The organism is Luteibacter sp. Sphag1AF, from assembly GCF_014192715.1.
Taxonomy (GTDB): Bacteria; Pseudomonadota; Gammaproteobacteria; order Xanthomonadales; family Rhodanobacteraceae; genus Luteibacter.
The window spans coordinates 141,726-156,627 of the sequence record NZ_JACHYH010000004.1 but is presented as its reverse complement, the minus strand read 5'-3'; the positions used below and the strand labels follow the sequence as shown (position 1 = coordinate 156,627).

Below are 14,902 nucleotides of genomic sequence, written 5' to 3'. Positions count from 1 at the left end.
TCCAAGGGGTCCGCGCATGGCGGACAGGGGTAACTGAAGCATTCGATGTAGGCGTCGCCGCCGACACGGGGTCGGCTGCCTGTCATTCCGGCACCGAGCCCTCGGGCGACGTGCGAACAGCATGCAGCAGGTGGCGCCGTGAGGCGTCGTCACTCAATCGCTCAACGCGGGTTTCCGTGGGAGGAAAGTCTGTGAACACCATCTACAGCAAAGTCTGGAACAAGTCGCTCGGCATCCTTGTGGTTGCCTCGGAGCTGGCTCGTGCCAATGGCAAAGGCAGCGCAGGCCGGCGTGCGCGCAAGTCGATGGTGGCACTGCCACTGGCAGCCGGCGTGATGCTGGCGCTGGGCAGCGTATCAGCGCAGGCAGGAACTATATGTGCCGGTGATTTCCAGGGCCTTGCCCCGGTGGCCAGCGGCGAGTCGGCTTTTGCGTGCGGCGTATCGGCTCGTGCTACAGGGGTCTACAGCACGGCCGTGGGCACGATGAGTCGTGCCACGGGCGTGGCAAGCACGGCATACGGACAGGACGCCATCGCGAACAAGGACTATGCAACGGCCACAGGTCAGAGCAGTCGCGCCACGGGTCTCCAGTCGTCGGCATTTGGCCAGGACGCCATCGCCAATCAGGCCGGTGCCTCTGCCTTCGGCCAGGGCAGCCGCGCCACGGGTTCGCAGGCCAGCGCTTTCGGCACGGATGCACGTGCCAACGCCGCCAATGCCACGGCAGTGGGCAATGGCAGCCGCGCCACGGCAGCCAACGCGACGGCGGTGGGCCAGAATGCGCGCGCGACCGCCGACAACTCGGTGGCGCTGGGTGCGGGTTCGGTAGCGAATCGCGCCGATACGGTATCGGTCGGCAAGGCAGGCGCCGAACGTCAGATCACCAACGTTGCGGCGGGCACGGAAGCCACGGATGCGGTGAACAAGTCGCAGCTCGATTCGCTTGCTTCCAGCGTCAGCGATGCAGCGCATTACTTCAAGGGCAACGGCAAGAGTGACGGCAGCGATGATGCCGTGGCTTCCGGCGACTACGCGACCGCTGCCGGGTCGGCTGCGTTTGCCAACGGCACGGGCGCCTCGGCATTCGGCAGCGGTGCGACGGCGTTCGGTGCTGGCGCGACGTCCACGGGTTTCAATAGTGTCGCGCAGGGTGCGCAGAGCACGGCATACGGTGCAGGTGCCACGGCTGCGGCAAATGGCGCCACTGCGATTGGCGGTCAGGCGGTCGATGAGAACGGCGATCCGCTGATTACCTACACCTCGACCGGGGAAGCCGTGGGTCCGGCGAATGCATCCGGTCTGTCCTCGACGGCAGTGGGTGCGAGCGCGCAGTCGGCGGGTCGGTTCGCGACCGCGCTGGGTACGGCTGCTTTCGCACAGGGCGAGCAGTCCACGGCGGTGGGTTTCCTTGCAGAAGCGTCCGGTGCAGGCTCGGTCGCGAGCGGCAGCCAGGCTTATGCGGCCGGCGATCTCTCGCTGGCCTCGGGCTATCAGGCGGCGGCATACAGCGAGGGCGCGGTTGCTGTGGGTGCAGGCGCAAGCGCGGCTGGTAGCAACAGCATTGCCATCGGCAACGCGGCTGAAACGGGCTTCGCGCTGTTCGGCCTGGAAAGCGCGAATGCGGTCGCCATCGGTGCGGGCAGCTGGGTGCTGGGCGACAACAGCACAGCGCTTGGCACGAATGCGTGGACCGTGGCGAACAACTCGGTATCCATTGGTGCCAATTCGTACAACGACCGCGACAACACGGTGTCGGTCGGTGACGAAGGTGCCGAACGTCAGATCACCAACGTTGCGGCGGGCACGGAAGCGACTGATGCGGTGAACAAGTCGCAGCTTGATTCGCTCGCTTCGAGCGTCAGCGACGCCAGCCATTACTTCAAGGGCAATGGCCTGGGTGACGGTAGCGACGACGCTATCGCCTTTGGCGACTATGCGACCGCTGCCGGGTCGGCTGCGTTTGCCAACGGCACGGGCGCCTCGGCCTTCGGCAGTGGTGCGACGGCGTTCGGCGTCGGTGCCACTGCGACGGGCTTCAACAGTGTTGCTACCGGTTCGCAGAGCACGGCGTATGGCGCGGGCGCAACAGCGGCTGCCAATGGCACGACGGCCATCGGTGGTCAGGCGGTCGATGAGAACGGCGATCCGCTGATTACCTACACCTCGACCGGTGAGGCCGTGGGTCCGACCAATGCGTCGGGTCTCTCCTCGACGGCAGTGGGTGCGAGCGCGCAGTCGGCGGGTCGGTTTGCGACCGCGCTGGGTACGGCTGCATTCGCCCAGGGTGAGCAGTCCACGGCGGTGGGTTTCCTTGCAGAAGCGTCCGGTGCAGGCTCGGTCGCGAGCGGCAGCCAGGCCTATGCGGCCGGCGATCTCTCGCTGGCCTCGGGCTATCAGGCGGCGGCATACAGCGAGGGCGCGGTTGCGGTGGGTGCAGGCGCAAGCGCAGCGGGCAGCAACAGCATTGCCATCGGCAACGCGGCTGAAACGGGCTTCGCGCTGTTCGGCCTGGAAAGCGCGAATGCGGTCGCCATCGGTGCGGGCAGCTGGGTGCTGGGCGACAACAGCACAGCGCTTGGCACGAATGCGTGGACCGTGGCGAACAACTCGGTATCCATTGGTGCCAATTCGTACAACGACCGCGACAACACGGTGTCGGTCGGTGACGAAGGTGCCGAACGTCAGATCACCAACGTTGCGGCGGGCACGGAAGCGACTGATGCGGTGAACAAGTCGCAGCTTGATTCGCTCGCTTCGAGCGTCAGCGACGCCAGCCATTACTTCAAGGGCAATGGCCTGGGTGACGGTAGCGACGACGCTATCGCCTTTGGCGACTATGCGACCGCTGCCGGGTCGGCTGCGTTTGCCAACGGCACGGGCGCCTCGGCCTTCGGCAGCGGCGCCACGGCGTTCGGCAATCAGGCAACGGCGACCGGTTTCAACAGTGTTGCTACGGGCGTGCAGAGCACGGCCTACGGTGCGGGTGCCACGGCTGCGGCGAATGGCGCCACGGCCATCGGCGGCCAGGCAGTAGATGAGAACGGCGATCCGCTCATCACATACACCTCGACGGGTGAGGCGGTGGGTCCGGCGAATGCGTCCGGTCTGTCGTCGACGGCAGTCGGTGCCAGCGCGCAGTCGGCCGGTCAATTCGCAACCGCGCTGGGTACGGCAGCCTTTGCTCAGGGCGAGCAGTCGACCTCGGCGGGCTACCTGTCTGAAGCATCTGGTTCAGGCGCGACGGCACTGGGTGCACAGGCCTATGCGGCGGGTGATGTGTCGCTGGCAGCAGGCTATCTCTCGGCCGCGTACAGCGGTGGTGCGGTGGCATTGGGTGTGGGCGCCAGCGCCTCGGGCATCAACAGCGTTGCCATCGGCAACGGTGCAGAAACCGGCTTTGCCGCACTCGGCATCGAGAGCATCAACTCGGTGGCGCTGGGCTCGGGCAGCTGGGCGTTTGGCGACAACAGCACGGCTCTCGGTGCCGGGGCTGTCGTGGCCTCGAACAACGCGGTAGCCATCGGCGCCAACTCGTTCACCAGCCGCGACAACACGGTGTCGGTGGGCGACGAAGGAGCCGAGCGGCAGATCACCAATGTGGCCGCCGGTACGGAGTCCACCGATGCGGTGAACAAGGCGCAGCTGGATGCGCTGGCCAGCAACGTGGGCGACGCCAGTCACTACTTCAAGGCCAACGGTCTGGGTGATGGCAGCGATGACGCGATGGCTATCGGCAACTACGCCACGGCACTCGGTTCGGCGGCGTTCTCCGGTGCACAGGGTGCAACGGCCGTCGGCAGCGGCGCGACCGCCACGGGCTCGAACGCCACGGCCACCGGTTACAACAGTGTGGCGGATGGTCAGAACAGCGCCGCTTACGGCGCGAATGCACAGGCCCGCGGCCCGGGCAGTGTCGCCATCGGCGGCGTGGCTGTCGACGAAGATGGCAATCCGCTCATCACCAACGGCGGCGTGCCGGTGGAAACCGGTTCAACGAGCGCAGGTGTTGGCGGCACGGCTGTTGGTGCGAGTTCGCAGGCGGATGGCTTTGCGGCCTCGGCCTTCGGCGTCGGTGCTTATGCGTCTGGCAGCCAGGCGCTGGCGCTGGGTGCAGTAGCCAACGCCACGGGCGAATACTCGACGGCGGTGGGTACGCAGAGTGCCGCCACCGGCACGAGCAGCGTTGCGGTAGGCGAAAGCTCGCAGGCCACGGGTGAGGAAAGCATCGCCATCGGCGGTTCCTCCTTCGGCCTGTTCCCGGTTCAGGCCAGCGGTGCTGGCGCGATTGCGCTGGGTGCCGGTGCCTGGGCAACGGGTCAGTACGCCACCTCCATCGGCTGGAATGCCACGGCCTCGGCGGATTCGAGCGTGGCGCTGGGCGAAATGGCGGTGGCCAACGATCTGGGTGCCAGTGCGCTGGGTTCCGAATCGACGGCCAATGGCGAGCAGTCCACGGCGGTGGGTGCAGGCGCGGCGACCGATGGCGATTTTGCTTCGGCCATCGGCAGCGGCAGCTACGCGTCGTCTCCGAACGCGACGGCAGTGGGCGCACTGGCCACGGCCTCGGGCGGCGACAGTACGGCGGTGGGCTTCGGCTCCAGCGCCAGCGGCCGCAATGCGGTGGCCATCGGTGCGAACTCGGTGGGCTCGCGGGACAACGCGGTGTCGGTGGGTGCAGTGGGCAGCGAGCGTCAGATCACCAACGTGGCTGCCGGTACCTCCGGCACCGATGCGGTGAATCTGGATCAGCTGAACAGCCTGGCCGATCACATCGGTAGTGCCAGCCGCTACGTGGCGGCATCCGGCGACGGCACGGGCAATGACGACGCCATAGTGTCGGGCAACTACGCCACCGCTATCGGCTCGGCGGCCTTCAGCCTGGGCAACGGTGCCACGGCCATCGGCAGCGGGGCCACGGCAGCGGCGATCAACGCCACGGCCAGCGGCTTCAACGCCACGGCTTCGGGCGCGAACTCGGTTGCCACGGGTGCCACGGCACAGGCGACGGGCGAATACGCGTCGGCGACCGGCGCGGAAAGTCTTGCCAGCGGCGAACAGTCCACGGCCTCCGGTGCTGCCAGCTCGGCGACCGGCGACGGCGCCACGGCCAGTGGCGCCCTGAGCGATGCATCGGGGGTGGAAGCGACGGCCACCGGCTACTACGCCAGTGCCTCCGGTCTTGCGGCGACCGCCACGGGCGCGGAAAGCGTGGCCAGCGGCGACCTCTCGGTGGCCAACGGCGTACAGGCGGCCGCTACGGGCGCCAACACGACGGCGGTGGGTGCGCTGTCCACGGCGGCAGGCAACAACAGCACGGCACTGGGCGCCGGGGCGACGGCAAGCGCCGCCAACTCCGTGGCGCTGGGCTTCGGCTCCAGCGCCTCGCGCGCCAATACGGTGTCGGTCGGCAGCGTGGGCAGCGAACGCCAGATCGTGAACGTGGCGGCCGGTTCACGCGATACGGACGCGGTGAACCTCAAGCAGATGAACCTGGCCATCGACGCGGTGAATCTGACCGCCTCAGGCTACGGCGACGTGCTGGCTCAGGCACTGGGTGGAGGCGCCATGGTCGGAGCCAACGGCTTCGTCGGGCCGGTGTACCGGGCTCAGGGCGGCACGTACAGCTCGGTGGGTGACGCGATTGGCGCCCTGGATGGCGCCCTGTCCAGCCTGAACAGCCGGGTGGGAACGCTGGAGAGCACCCGGGGACCGGCCACCGATCCGCTGCCCGGCACCGGGACCACCATTACCCAGGGCACGGGTAACGGTCTGGCCATCGGCACGGGCAGCCACGCGAAGGACTCCGGCGATCTGGCCCTCGGCAACAACGCCACCATCGGGGCGGACAACAGCACGGCGGTGGGCACCAATGCCACGGTAACGGCGAATGCCACGAACTCGGTGGCGCTGGGTGCCAACTCGGTGGCCGATCAGGCCAACACGGTGTCGGTGGGTTCGGCCACTGCCCAGCGCCGGGTGACCAACGTGGCGGCCGGTACGGCGCCCACGGACGCCGCCAACGTGGGCCAGGTCGACCAGGCCCTGACGACGGCCAAGCAGTACGCGGACGCCGGCGACGTTGCCACTCTTAATAGTGCACGTGCTTATACGGACCAGAAGTTCGGCGATATGGTCAGCGGCTCGTCCTTTGACCAGTTCAAGCGCGATACCGACAACCGGTTCACCCGCCTGGACGACAAGCTGAACAAGGTGGGTGCCATGGGCGCGGCGATGTCCCAGATGGCCTTCAGTACCCAGGGCATCAACACGGACAACCGCGTGGGCGTGGGCGTGGGCGGCTATCGGGGGCAGGCGGCGTTGTCGGTGGGTTACTCCCGCTCGATCTCGCACAATGCCAACGTCACCTTCGGCGCCGCCGTCAGCGGTAGTGAGACTTCCGGCGGTGTGGGTGTAGGCATCGGCTGGTAATGATGCAGGGGTGCCCGCGAGGGCGCTCCATGTCTGAAAGGGAGGGCCGGTGCGTTGCACCGGCCCTTGTTGTTTGCGTCCTGTCGCAATACGTTGGCCGGACGGTCGCGGATGAAGCATGGTCTGTGATAACAATGTCGGCCCGTGCGTACAGGATCGTCCGCACGTAACCCGAAAGATCGTTCACGATCAGGAGAGCCCATGTCGGTGACGACCGCGCATAAGGAGATGCTGACTGGCGAGCCGGGCGAAGCCGAGGTCTGCGCGCACCTGGTGGCGCGCGGTCGGCTGAAGGACAGCGACCTGGTCCGCGCCCGCAGGCTGCACGAAGAATCGCCCGAAGGCACCCTCACTTCTCTTATGGCACGCCTTGGGCTTGTGTCAGAAAGGGATCTGGCCGATACCTGGGCCGAATTGCTGGCGCTGCCGCTGCTGGCCGCCAAGGATGCGCCGGAATTACCCCCGGTGGATCTGGATTTGTCCGTCCGCTTCCTGAAGCAATACCACGTCGTTCCCGTCCGCGAGGGGGAAGATGGCCTGGTGTTGCTGGTGGCTGACCCCGCTGACCCGTATCCGCTGCAAGCCGCGCGTCTGGCGGCCGGGCGCGACATGGGACTCCGCGTGGGGCTGCGGTCGGAAATTGATGACCTGATCGAACGTTATTACGGTCAGGGCCGCTCCGCGATGGGAAGCATCGTGGAAAGCCTGGACGGCAGCGCGGCGGTGGAAGACGACGTGGAGCATCTGCGCGACCTCGCGTCGGAGGCGCCGGTGATCCGTCTGGTCAACCTGATTCTCCAGCGCGCCGTCGAACAGCGCGCATCGGACGTGCACATCGAGCCGTTCGAGAACCGCCTGAAGGTGCGTTACCGCATCGACGGCGTGCTGCATGAAGTGGAAGCACCTCCGGCCAGCTCCACGGCGGCGGTCATTTCGCGCGTGAAGATCATGGCGCGCCTGAATATCGCCGAGCGGCGCCTGCCGCAGGATGGCCGCATCCAGCTGCGCGTGCAGGGCAAGGAGCTGGATCTTCGTGTGTCCACCGTGCCCACGAGCTTCGGCGAATCAGTGGTCATGCGTATTCTGGATCGCGAATCGGTGGTGTTCGATTTCGCGTCGCTGGGCTTCACCGAAAATTTCCAGTCGCGCTTCGTGGAAGTGCTGGATCGACCGCACGGCATCCTGCTGGTGACCGGCCCCACCGGCTCGGGCAAAACCACCACGCTGTATACGGCGCTGTCGCAGATCAATACGCCGGACGTGAAGATCATCACGGTGGAAGACCCGGTCGAATATCAGATCGAGGGCATCAACCAGATTCAGGTCAAGCCGCAGATCGGCCTGGACTTCGCGGGCGCGCTGCGTTCCATCGTCCGCCAGGATCCGGACGTGATAATGATCGGCGAAATGCGCGATCTTGAGACCTGCCGCATCGCCATCCAGTCGGCACTCACCGGCCATCTGGTGTTGTCCACACTGCATACCAACAGCGCATCGGGCGGCATTACCCGCCTGCTGGACATGGGCGTGGAGGATTACCTCCTGGGCTCCACGGTCAACGGCATCCTGGCTCAGCGTCTGGTACGCCGCCTCGATCCGGAAACTGCCATTCCTTATGAGGCGCTGCCGGAAGTCATCGAGCAGTTCGAACTGGACAAGTACACCGACGAGCGCCCGATCCGCCTGTGGAAGCCGGGCAGCAGTGCCACCAATCCCACGGGCTATCGCGGCCGCCGGGCCATCATGGAATTCCTGGTGATGACCGATCCGCTGCGCCGTCTGGTGATGCAGCGTGCTGACGCTGGCCAGATCGAAAAGCAGGCACGCGCCGAAGGCATGCGCACCATGTACGAAGATGGTCTGGCCAAGGCGGTGGCGGGCATTACCACCATCGAGGAGGTGTTGCGTGTCACGCAGGAGTCCTGATTCGCGTAGCGGCCGGGCAGGTGAGCGGTCATGAGCCAGTTTCGCTATCGCGCCATCACGGCGGCCGGTGAAGCGCTGACCGGGCAAATGGAAGCGCCCACGGTCGAGGACGTGATTGCACGTTTGCAGGATCAGGGGCACACGCCTCTTGAGGCCCGGCTGGCCGACGGCGATGGCAGTGCCAGCGGCTTGTCCGCGCTGTTCCGCAAAGGTCCGTTCACCGGCGATCAGCTGGCGCAGTTCACTCATCAGCTGGCCACGCTTCTGGGCGCGGGCCAGCCGCTGGATCGTGCACTGGGCATCCTGCTGGATTTGCCGGAAGGCGAGCGGGCAAAAAATCTGGTGGAGCGCGTGCGCGACCGCGTGCGCGGCGGCACCACGCTGTCGCAGGCGCTGGACGAAGAACACGGCGTATTTCCGCGTCTCTACATCAGCCTTGTGCGCGCGGGTGAAGCGGGCGGTTCGCTGGACGAAACGCTGCGTCGCCTTGCCGATTATCTGGAACGTTCGCAGCAGCTGCGCGGCAGCATCGTCAACGCGCTGATCTACCCGGCCTTCCTCATGGTCGGCGTGCTCGGCTCACTGGTGTTGTTGCTGGCCTACGTCGTGCCGCAATTCGTTCCGATCTTTGAAGACATGCAGGTGCCGGTGCCGTGGATCACATCCGCTGTGCTGGCGCTGGGCTCGGCCATCAGTTCGTGGTGGTGGGCGATGGTGGTCACGCTGATCGTGGTCGCGCTGCTGGTGCATGCGCGGTTGCGTGATCCGGATGCCCGACTCGCGTTTCATGGACGGCTGCTCACCATGCGTGTGGCAGGTCCGCTGCTTTTGAAAGTGGAAACGGCCCGTATTGCGCGCACCATCGGCACACTGCTGAAGAACGGTGTGCCTCTGCTCTCGGCGTTGACCATTGCGCGGCAGGTGACCGGCAACCGCGCGCTGGACGACGCGCTGGCCAAAGCGGCCGAACAGGTAAAAGGTGGTGCGGGCCTCGGCGTTGCCCTTGCGCAATCGGAGCGTTTTCCACGCCTTGCACTGCAAATGGTGCAGGTGGGCGAGGAAGCCGGTGCGCTGGACACCATGCTGCTGAAAGTGGCCGACACGTTCGATGTGGAAGCCAAACGGGCCATTGATCGCCTGCTGGCGGCGCTGGTCCCCGCGTTGACCATCGTGATGACAGTGATGGTGGCCATCATCATGGCGGCCATCCTGCTGCCGCTGCTCAGCCTTACCAGCAATATCAACTGACGACGAATCAAGACAAGGACATTCGATGCGCTCTCAACCGACTTATCGCTCCCGCCGCGCCCGCGGTTTCACGCTGCTGGAAATGCTGGCGGTCATCGTGCTTATCGGCATCATCGGCGCCATCGTCGTCACCCAGGTCGGCAAGAACGTCGACAAGGGCAAGTACGGCGCAGGCAAGGCGCAGCTGACCACGCTCAGCCAGAAGATCGAGAACTACGCGCTGGACAACGGCACCCCGCCGCAGGCGCTGGATGACCTGGTGGCCAAGCCGGCCGATGCGGGCAACTGGCAGGGCCCGTACGCGAAGCCGTCCGACCTGAAAGATCCGTGGGGTCATCCGTTCGGTTACCGCTATCCGGGTGAGCACGGCAATTTTGACCTCGTGTTCTACGGGCAGGATGGCAAGGCGGGCGGCGAAGGCTATTCCGCCGACGTGGGCAACTGGCAGTAAGCGGACGAAAACGCATGCGCGCGCGTGGCTTCACCCTTTTCGAAATGCTGGCCGTCATCCTGTTGATCGGGATAGCCGCGGCTGCCGTGTCGATTCCGGTGACCCAGGGATTGGCCAGCGCGCGCGTGAATGCGGCATCCAGTGAGCTTGCCGCCGCGTTGCGCTGGACGCGCGCGCAGTCCATCGTTCGCGGGGAAAGTCTTGCACTGGAAATCAACACGGCCGATGCCAGTTATCGCGCGCCTGGCAAATCCGATGTGCGTCTGCCCAAGGGCATGAAGCTCGCGCTCACCAGTGCACAGGAAGACCGGGTGAACGCGACCACCGGACGCATCCGTTTCTTTCCCGACGGCAGTTCGACGGGCGGGCGGATCACGCTGGGACGCGGCAGTCGCGAGTGGCACGTCAATGTCGGCTGGCTGACCGGAGCTGTCAGTGTGGTTATCACGGATGGACGATCGTGAAGTCAGCACGTGGTTTCAGTCTGCTTGAAGTGATTGCCGCCATCGCCGTCCTGTCCATCGCCTTCGCGGCGTTGATGCAGGTGGCGGGCAGTTCCATGAGCCTCACGGCGCGCGCCACCGAGCGGACCCAGGCCGCACTCCGCGCCCGTTCGATGCTGGATACCGCTTTCGTGCTTGAACCCTTGCGCGAAGGCACCTCCGAAGGCCGCTTTGACGACACCTACCGCTGGCGCCTGACCGTCACGCCCTGGCAGGCGCCGGATCGTCCGGCAGACGCAGGCGACGCATCGCGCAAGCTGTATCGCCTCGATCTGGATGTGCTGTGGGGCAATGATTCCAGCGAGCGCAGCGCACGATTCAGCACGCTGCGCATGGGCGCTCCGCCTGAGGGGGGGCTTCAGTGAGGCGCGCGCGGGGTTTCAGTCTGATGGAAGTGCTGGCCGCGCTGGCGCTGCTTTCCATCGTGTTGCTGGGTGTGTATTCAGGCATTCGTACCGCATCACGCATCGTGCGCAGCGGAGACATGGCCATTGAACGCATCGACGCCATCCGTTCAACCCAGCAGTTCTTGCGCACCGAACTGGCGCAGACATTGAGTGTGGGCTTTGAACGCAACGACGATGGTGACCCCATCGTTTTCAAGGGCGACGCAAAAACCGTGACGTTCGTGGCGCCCTTGCCCGGTTATCTCGGCAAGCTCGGTCCCCAGTTGCAGACCGTGCGGCTGGTGGACAACGACGGCCACGGGCTGCGTCTTGAAGCGAGTTTCGCGCTGTTGCCGCCGGATGGCAGCGAGCCGGAAACCGTGGGCGAGCCCGAAGTTCTGCTGACGGGCATTCGCTCGGGCAGCTTTGAATACCGGGGCCTGGACGATCAGGGACAGCCAAAAGGCTGGGAAGACAGCTGGTCCGACGAACAGCGCACGCCTTCGCTGGTTCGCCTGTCGCTTACGTTGAACGGAGGTACCGCGTGGCCGCTGATGGAAGCGCCGCTGCGAATTGATCCGTCGGCGACCGGCGGACCCAATTCATTGGCGCGCGGTCTGCGCGCCGGGACGGTGCGCTGATGCGCGGCCGTCGTTCCTCGCGGGGCGTCGCCCTTCTGATCGTGCTGTGGGGATGCACGTTGCTCGCCATCATGCTGGGCGGCTTTGCCATGCTGGCGCGTACCGAAGGCTTGCAGGCGCGCTACCAGTTTGCGCAGACCCAGGCCCATTACGCGGCCGAGGCCGGGATCATGCGTGCGGTACAGGCGTTGCAGGATTCCAGCGACAACGCCCGCTGGATCGCTGACGGTCGCACATACGCATTCCAGTTCGACCATGCCCGGGTCGAGGTGAGCGTCACCGACGAAGACGGCAAGGTGGATCTCAACGCGGCGTCCGATCAGGTGCTGGTGGCGCTGTTCGTCGCTGCCGGCATGGACAACGACCGCGCCACAAAGCTGTCGGCGGCAGTGCAGGACTGGCGCAATCCGACCCAGGGCGCGCTGCCCAATGGCGCGAAGAAGCCGCAGTACGAGGCTGCCGGACTCACCTACGGCCCGCGCAACGGACCTTTCGCCACCATCGAGGAAGCCCGCATGGTGCTTGGCATGGATGCGGCGACCTTTGCCACCATCGCGCCCGTGGTGACCATCTGGTCCGGCCGCGAGCGTCCGAACACCGCCCATGCGCCTGCGCTGGCACTGGCCGCCGTGCCCGGCCTGTCACCCGATCAGGCCAGCGCGATTCTTGCGCAAAGGGGCAGCACGGTCGGCAACGCGTTGTCAGGCGGTAATGGTGTGACACATACAATCCACGCGCAGGCGATTCTTCCGGACAAGACAAGGGCTTCCCTTACAGCGACGATCCGACTGCGTGGGATAAGATCGGGAACTCAGCCCTACGCCGTGTTGCGATGGCGCGAAGGAGACGGTGAATGACTTCAATGCAGGATGCTCTTGCTCAACCCCTGGAGCGCATGCGCCGGGCGTGGCAGGGATCACCGTTACCCGCCTTTTTTTCATGGTGGGGCGGCGAACTTCGCTGGCTGGTGCCGCCGCGCGCGCGCTCGTTGCTGGAAGGCGGGGCCACATGGTTTGTGATTCAGCGCGATGGCGATGGCTGGTCCATGCGTGGGCCTGCTGCCGATGCGCTGCCGGTACGCGTCAGCGACGACGCTCCGGATGACGAACAGGCCTCGGCGCTGAAGGCCGCCATGAACGGCGTGGAGCCGGTGGATCGCTATGTGGCGCTTTGCCTTCCGCCTACCGATGTGCTGCGCCGTCGTCTCCATCTGCCGCTGGTGGCGCGTTCCAACCTGCGCCAGGTCGCCAGCTACGACATCGACCGGCAAACCCCTTTCAGCAGTGCGGACGTGTATTTCGGTGTTCGCGAACTCACCGGGCCGGCAGGCGAAGGTCGCTTCCCCGTGGAGCTTGCCGTGGTTCCCCGAGGACGGCTCGATCCGTTGCTGGACCGGTTGCAGGCGCTGGGTGTACCACTGGATCGGGTTGACGTGATCGAGGGCGGCCAGCGTGTCGGTATCGACGTGCTTCCACCGGGCCGTGCCACGCGGCGCGTCAACATGCGCGGACGCATCAACCTTGCGCTGGCCGTGGGCGCAGTCGTGCTGGTCTTTGCCTGCATGGGCGCGTGGCTGCACAACCGTGAAGCCGCACTGGATGCCATGCGCGAGCAGGTCGAATCCATGCGTGGTGACGCGCAGGCCGTGGCGGCGCTTCGGCAACGGCTGACCGACAGCGCGGGCGCCTCGGGCTTCCTTGCCCAGCGCAAGGCGGAAAGCCCTGCCGTGCTGCCGGTGCTCAACGAACTGACGCACCGCCTGCCTGACGACACCTGGCTGGAGCGCTTCACACTCAGCACCACCGGTCAGATCGGCTTCCAGGGACAAAGCCCGCAGGCCGCGCGCCTCATCGACACGCTCAAGGGCGCCACGCAGCTGGGCGATCCCAGTTTCCAGGGCACCATCCAGACCGACCCGACGTCAGGCAAGGAGCGCTTCTACATGCAGGCGAAGGCACACGTCGCGAAGCCGGAGGTCGCCCGTGCGAATGAAACCCACTGAGTCGCGCATCGCCGCGATTCTTCTGCTGGTGGTGGTGCTTGTCGCAGCCTATTTCGTGCTGGTGCACTGGTGGTTTGTGGCACCGCAGTTCGCCATGGCCGATGAAATGAACGATCTGCGCGACACCCAGCGCCGGTACGCCGCCGCCATCGCCGAGCGTCCGCTGATTCAGAAGCGTCTGGCTGGCCTCGCGCAGGGACAGACCCAGAGCAGCGCCTTCCTGCCGGAAGACGACACCAACGCGGCCGCGGCTGGCCTGATGCAGCACATCGTGGACGTGGCTGCCGCCCATCACGACGATGGCTCCTGCGACGTGGTGCAGAAGCAGCCGGTGCCCAGCCAGGAGCGGGCATCGGACCCGTATCGCAAGGTCACCGTCAACATCAGCCTGCGCTGCCACATGCAGCCGCTGGCCGCGGTGCTGCACGATATTGAAGAAGGCACGCCATACCTGTTCATCGAAGACTTCAGCGTCTATCGCAATCCGGTAGCGGCACGTTCCGGTGCCCCGGTGCCGATGGAAGTGCAGTTCACCGTATCGGGCTACATCCGCCAGGCCAACAGCGCGAAGGGGTCCTCATGAGGGCCGCCCAGCAACGTCGTCTGACGCCCGTGCTCGCAGCGGTAACGGGTGTACTCGCGCTGGTTTTTGTCGGCATCCTGGCCGGGGCAGGCAGCGGCATCCGCTGGGAAGAGCCGCTGGCTGCCACGGCTCCCCCGGCCGCCCGGCCGCCCGCGCTGCCGCCGTCGGTGCCGCTGGCCACCTTTGCCGAGGTCTGGCAGCGTCCGCTGTTCACCAGCGATCGCAAGCCGCTGGTACTGGCCGACGGCGACGGCGAAGCCAGCAACCTGGGCGATCTGGAACTTACCGGCATCATCATGACGCCCGGCCTGCGCATCGCACTTCTGCGTGATCGCAGCAAAGACTCCACGGTGCGCGTGCGCGAAGGCGCGCTGCTGGAAGGGCGCTGGACGCTGGCCACGCTGGGTGCACGTAGCGCCACATTCGACAACGGCGGCGAACGTCGTGAGCTCACGCTTAAAGTCAGCGCGCCCGAAGCATTGAAAGACGGGCCGAAACGCGCCGATGGGCAGAACTCGCCGCCTCCGCCCCCGCCGACCATCCTGCCGGCAGCCCCGCCGGTGGCGCGCGTTTCCAGCCCAGGCATGACAGGTCCTGCCTTGCCCCGCCCGCGTCAGGACGACGCGGCGTTGCAACAGCAGAGGATTGAAGCATTGAAGGCCGCTGTGCAGAAGCGCAGGGCCGAGCAGCAACAGCAGCAGGCAGATCCAGCCAAGGAAGGAGTACGGTGA

The 14,902-nt window shown here is 66.0% G+C and carries 11 protein-coding genes; all 11 read left to right on the top strand.

All coding sequences use genetic code 11. The features are described from left to right. Window positions 1-191: 191 nt before the first annotated feature. Window positions 192-6,431, top strand: a complete 6,240-nt coding sequence (locus tag FHW69_RS12475) for an ESPR-type extended signal peptide-containing protein (RefSeq protein ID WP_183423396.1) — start codon at window positions 192-194, stop codon at window positions 6,429-6,431. A gap of 228 nt (window positions 6,432-6,659) precedes the next feature. Next, window positions 6,660-8,357, top strand: a complete 1,698-nt coding sequence (gspE, locus tag FHW69_RS12470) for a type II secretion system ATPase GspE (protein ID WP_183423518.1) — start codon at window positions 6,660-6,662, stop codon at window positions 8,355-8,357. Between the two features lie 30 nt (window positions 8,358-8,387). Beyond that, a complete protein-coding gene (gspF, locus tag FHW69_RS12465; RefSeq protein ID WP_183423395.1) occupies window positions 8,388-9,605 on the top strand; it encodes a type II secretion system inner membrane protein GspF in 1,218 nt (405 codons plus the stop codon). Window positions 9,606-9,630: 25 nt separating this feature from the next. Next, entirely contained in the window at window positions 9,631-10,056 is a 426-nt protein-coding gene (gene gspG, locus FHW69_RS12460; RefSeq protein WP_183423394.1) for a type II secretion system major pseudopilin GspG, read from the top strand. A gap of 14 nt (window positions 10,057-10,070) precedes the next feature. Beyond that, complete coding sequence (locus tag FHW69_RS12455) at window positions 10,071-10,520, top strand: GspH/FimT family pseudopilin (protein WP_183423393.1); 450 nt, start codon at window positions 10,071-10,073, stop codon at window positions 10,518-10,520. Continuing rightward, window positions 10,517-10,924 (top strand): type II secretion system protein, encoded by a 408-nt coding sequence (locus tag FHW69_RS12450; RefSeq protein ID WP_343204016.1) that lies wholly within the window; start codon window positions 10,517-10,519, stop codon window positions 10,922-10,924. Before FHW69_RS12455 ends, FHW69_RS12450 begins: the two co-directional genes overlap by 4 nt. Continuing rightward, window positions 10,921-11,586, top strand: coding sequence for a prepilin-type N-terminal cleavage/methylation domain-containing protein (locus tag FHW69_RS12445; RefSeq protein WP_183423392.1), 666 nt, complete (start codon window positions 10,921-10,923; stop codon window positions 11,584-11,586). Before FHW69_RS12450 ends, FHW69_RS12445 begins: the two co-directional genes overlap by 4 nt. Beyond that, window positions 11,586-12,443, top strand: coding sequence for a type II secretion system protein GspK (locus FHW69_RS12440; RefSeq protein WP_183423391.1), 858 nt, complete (start codon window positions 11,586-11,588; stop codon window positions 12,441-12,443). Before FHW69_RS12445 ends, FHW69_RS12440 begins: the two co-directional genes overlap by 1 nt. Beyond that, window positions 12,440-13,588 (top strand): PilN domain-containing protein, encoded by a 1,149-nt coding sequence (locus tag FHW69_RS12435; protein ID WP_183423390.1) that lies wholly within the window; start codon window positions 12,440-12,442, stop codon window positions 13,586-13,588. The genes FHW69_RS12440 and FHW69_RS12435 overlap by 4 nt, the downstream gene beginning before the upstream one ends. Next, window positions 13,575-14,171 (top strand): type II secretion system protein GspM, encoded by a 597-nt coding sequence (gene gspM, locus FHW69_RS12430; protein ID WP_183423516.1) that lies wholly within the window; start codon window positions 13,575-13,577, stop codon window positions 14,169-14,171. Before FHW69_RS12435 ends, gspM begins: the two co-directional genes overlap by 14 nt. Beyond that, entirely contained in the window at window positions 14,168-14,902 is a 735-nt protein-coding gene (locus FHW69_RS12425) for a general secretion pathway protein GspN (RefSeq protein WP_183423389.1), read from the top strand. Before gspM ends, FHW69_RS12425 begins: the two co-directional genes overlap by 4 nt.

Excerpts from the sequence above, each read along its gene's own strand:
- gspE (WP_183423518.1), top strand. The coding sequence starts at position 6,660 with ATGCTGACTGGCGAGCCGGGCGAAGCCGAGGTCTGCGCGCACCTGGTG.
- gspF (WP_183423395.1), top strand. The coding sequence starts at position 8,388 with ATGAGCCAGTTTCGCTATCGCGCCATCACGGCGGCCGGTGAAGCGCTG.
- gspG (WP_183423394.1), top strand. The coding sequence starts at position 9,631 with ATGCGCTCTCAACCGACTTATCGCTCCCGCCGCGCCCGCGGTTTCACG.
- FHW69_RS12455 (WP_183423393.1), top strand. The coding sequence starts at position 10,071 with ATGCGCGCGCGTGGCTTCACCCTTTTCGAAATGCTGGCCGTCATCCTG.
- FHW69_RS12440 (WP_183423391.1), top strand. The coding sequence starts at position 11,586 with ATGCGCGGCCGTCGTTCCTCGCGGGGCGTCGCCCTTCTGATCGTGCTG.
- FHW69_RS12435 (WP_183423390.1), top strand. The coding sequence starts at position 12,440 with ATGACTTCAATGCAGGATGCTCTTGCTCAACCCCTGGAGCGCATGCGC.
- gspM (WP_183423516.1), top strand. The coding sequence starts at position 13,575 with ATGAAACCCACTGAGTCGCGCATCGCCGCGATTCTTCTGCTGGTGGTG.
- FHW69_RS12425 (WP_183423389.1), top strand. The coding sequence starts at position 14,168 with ATGAGGGCCGCCCAGCAACGTCGTCTGACGCCCGTGCTCGCAGCGGTA.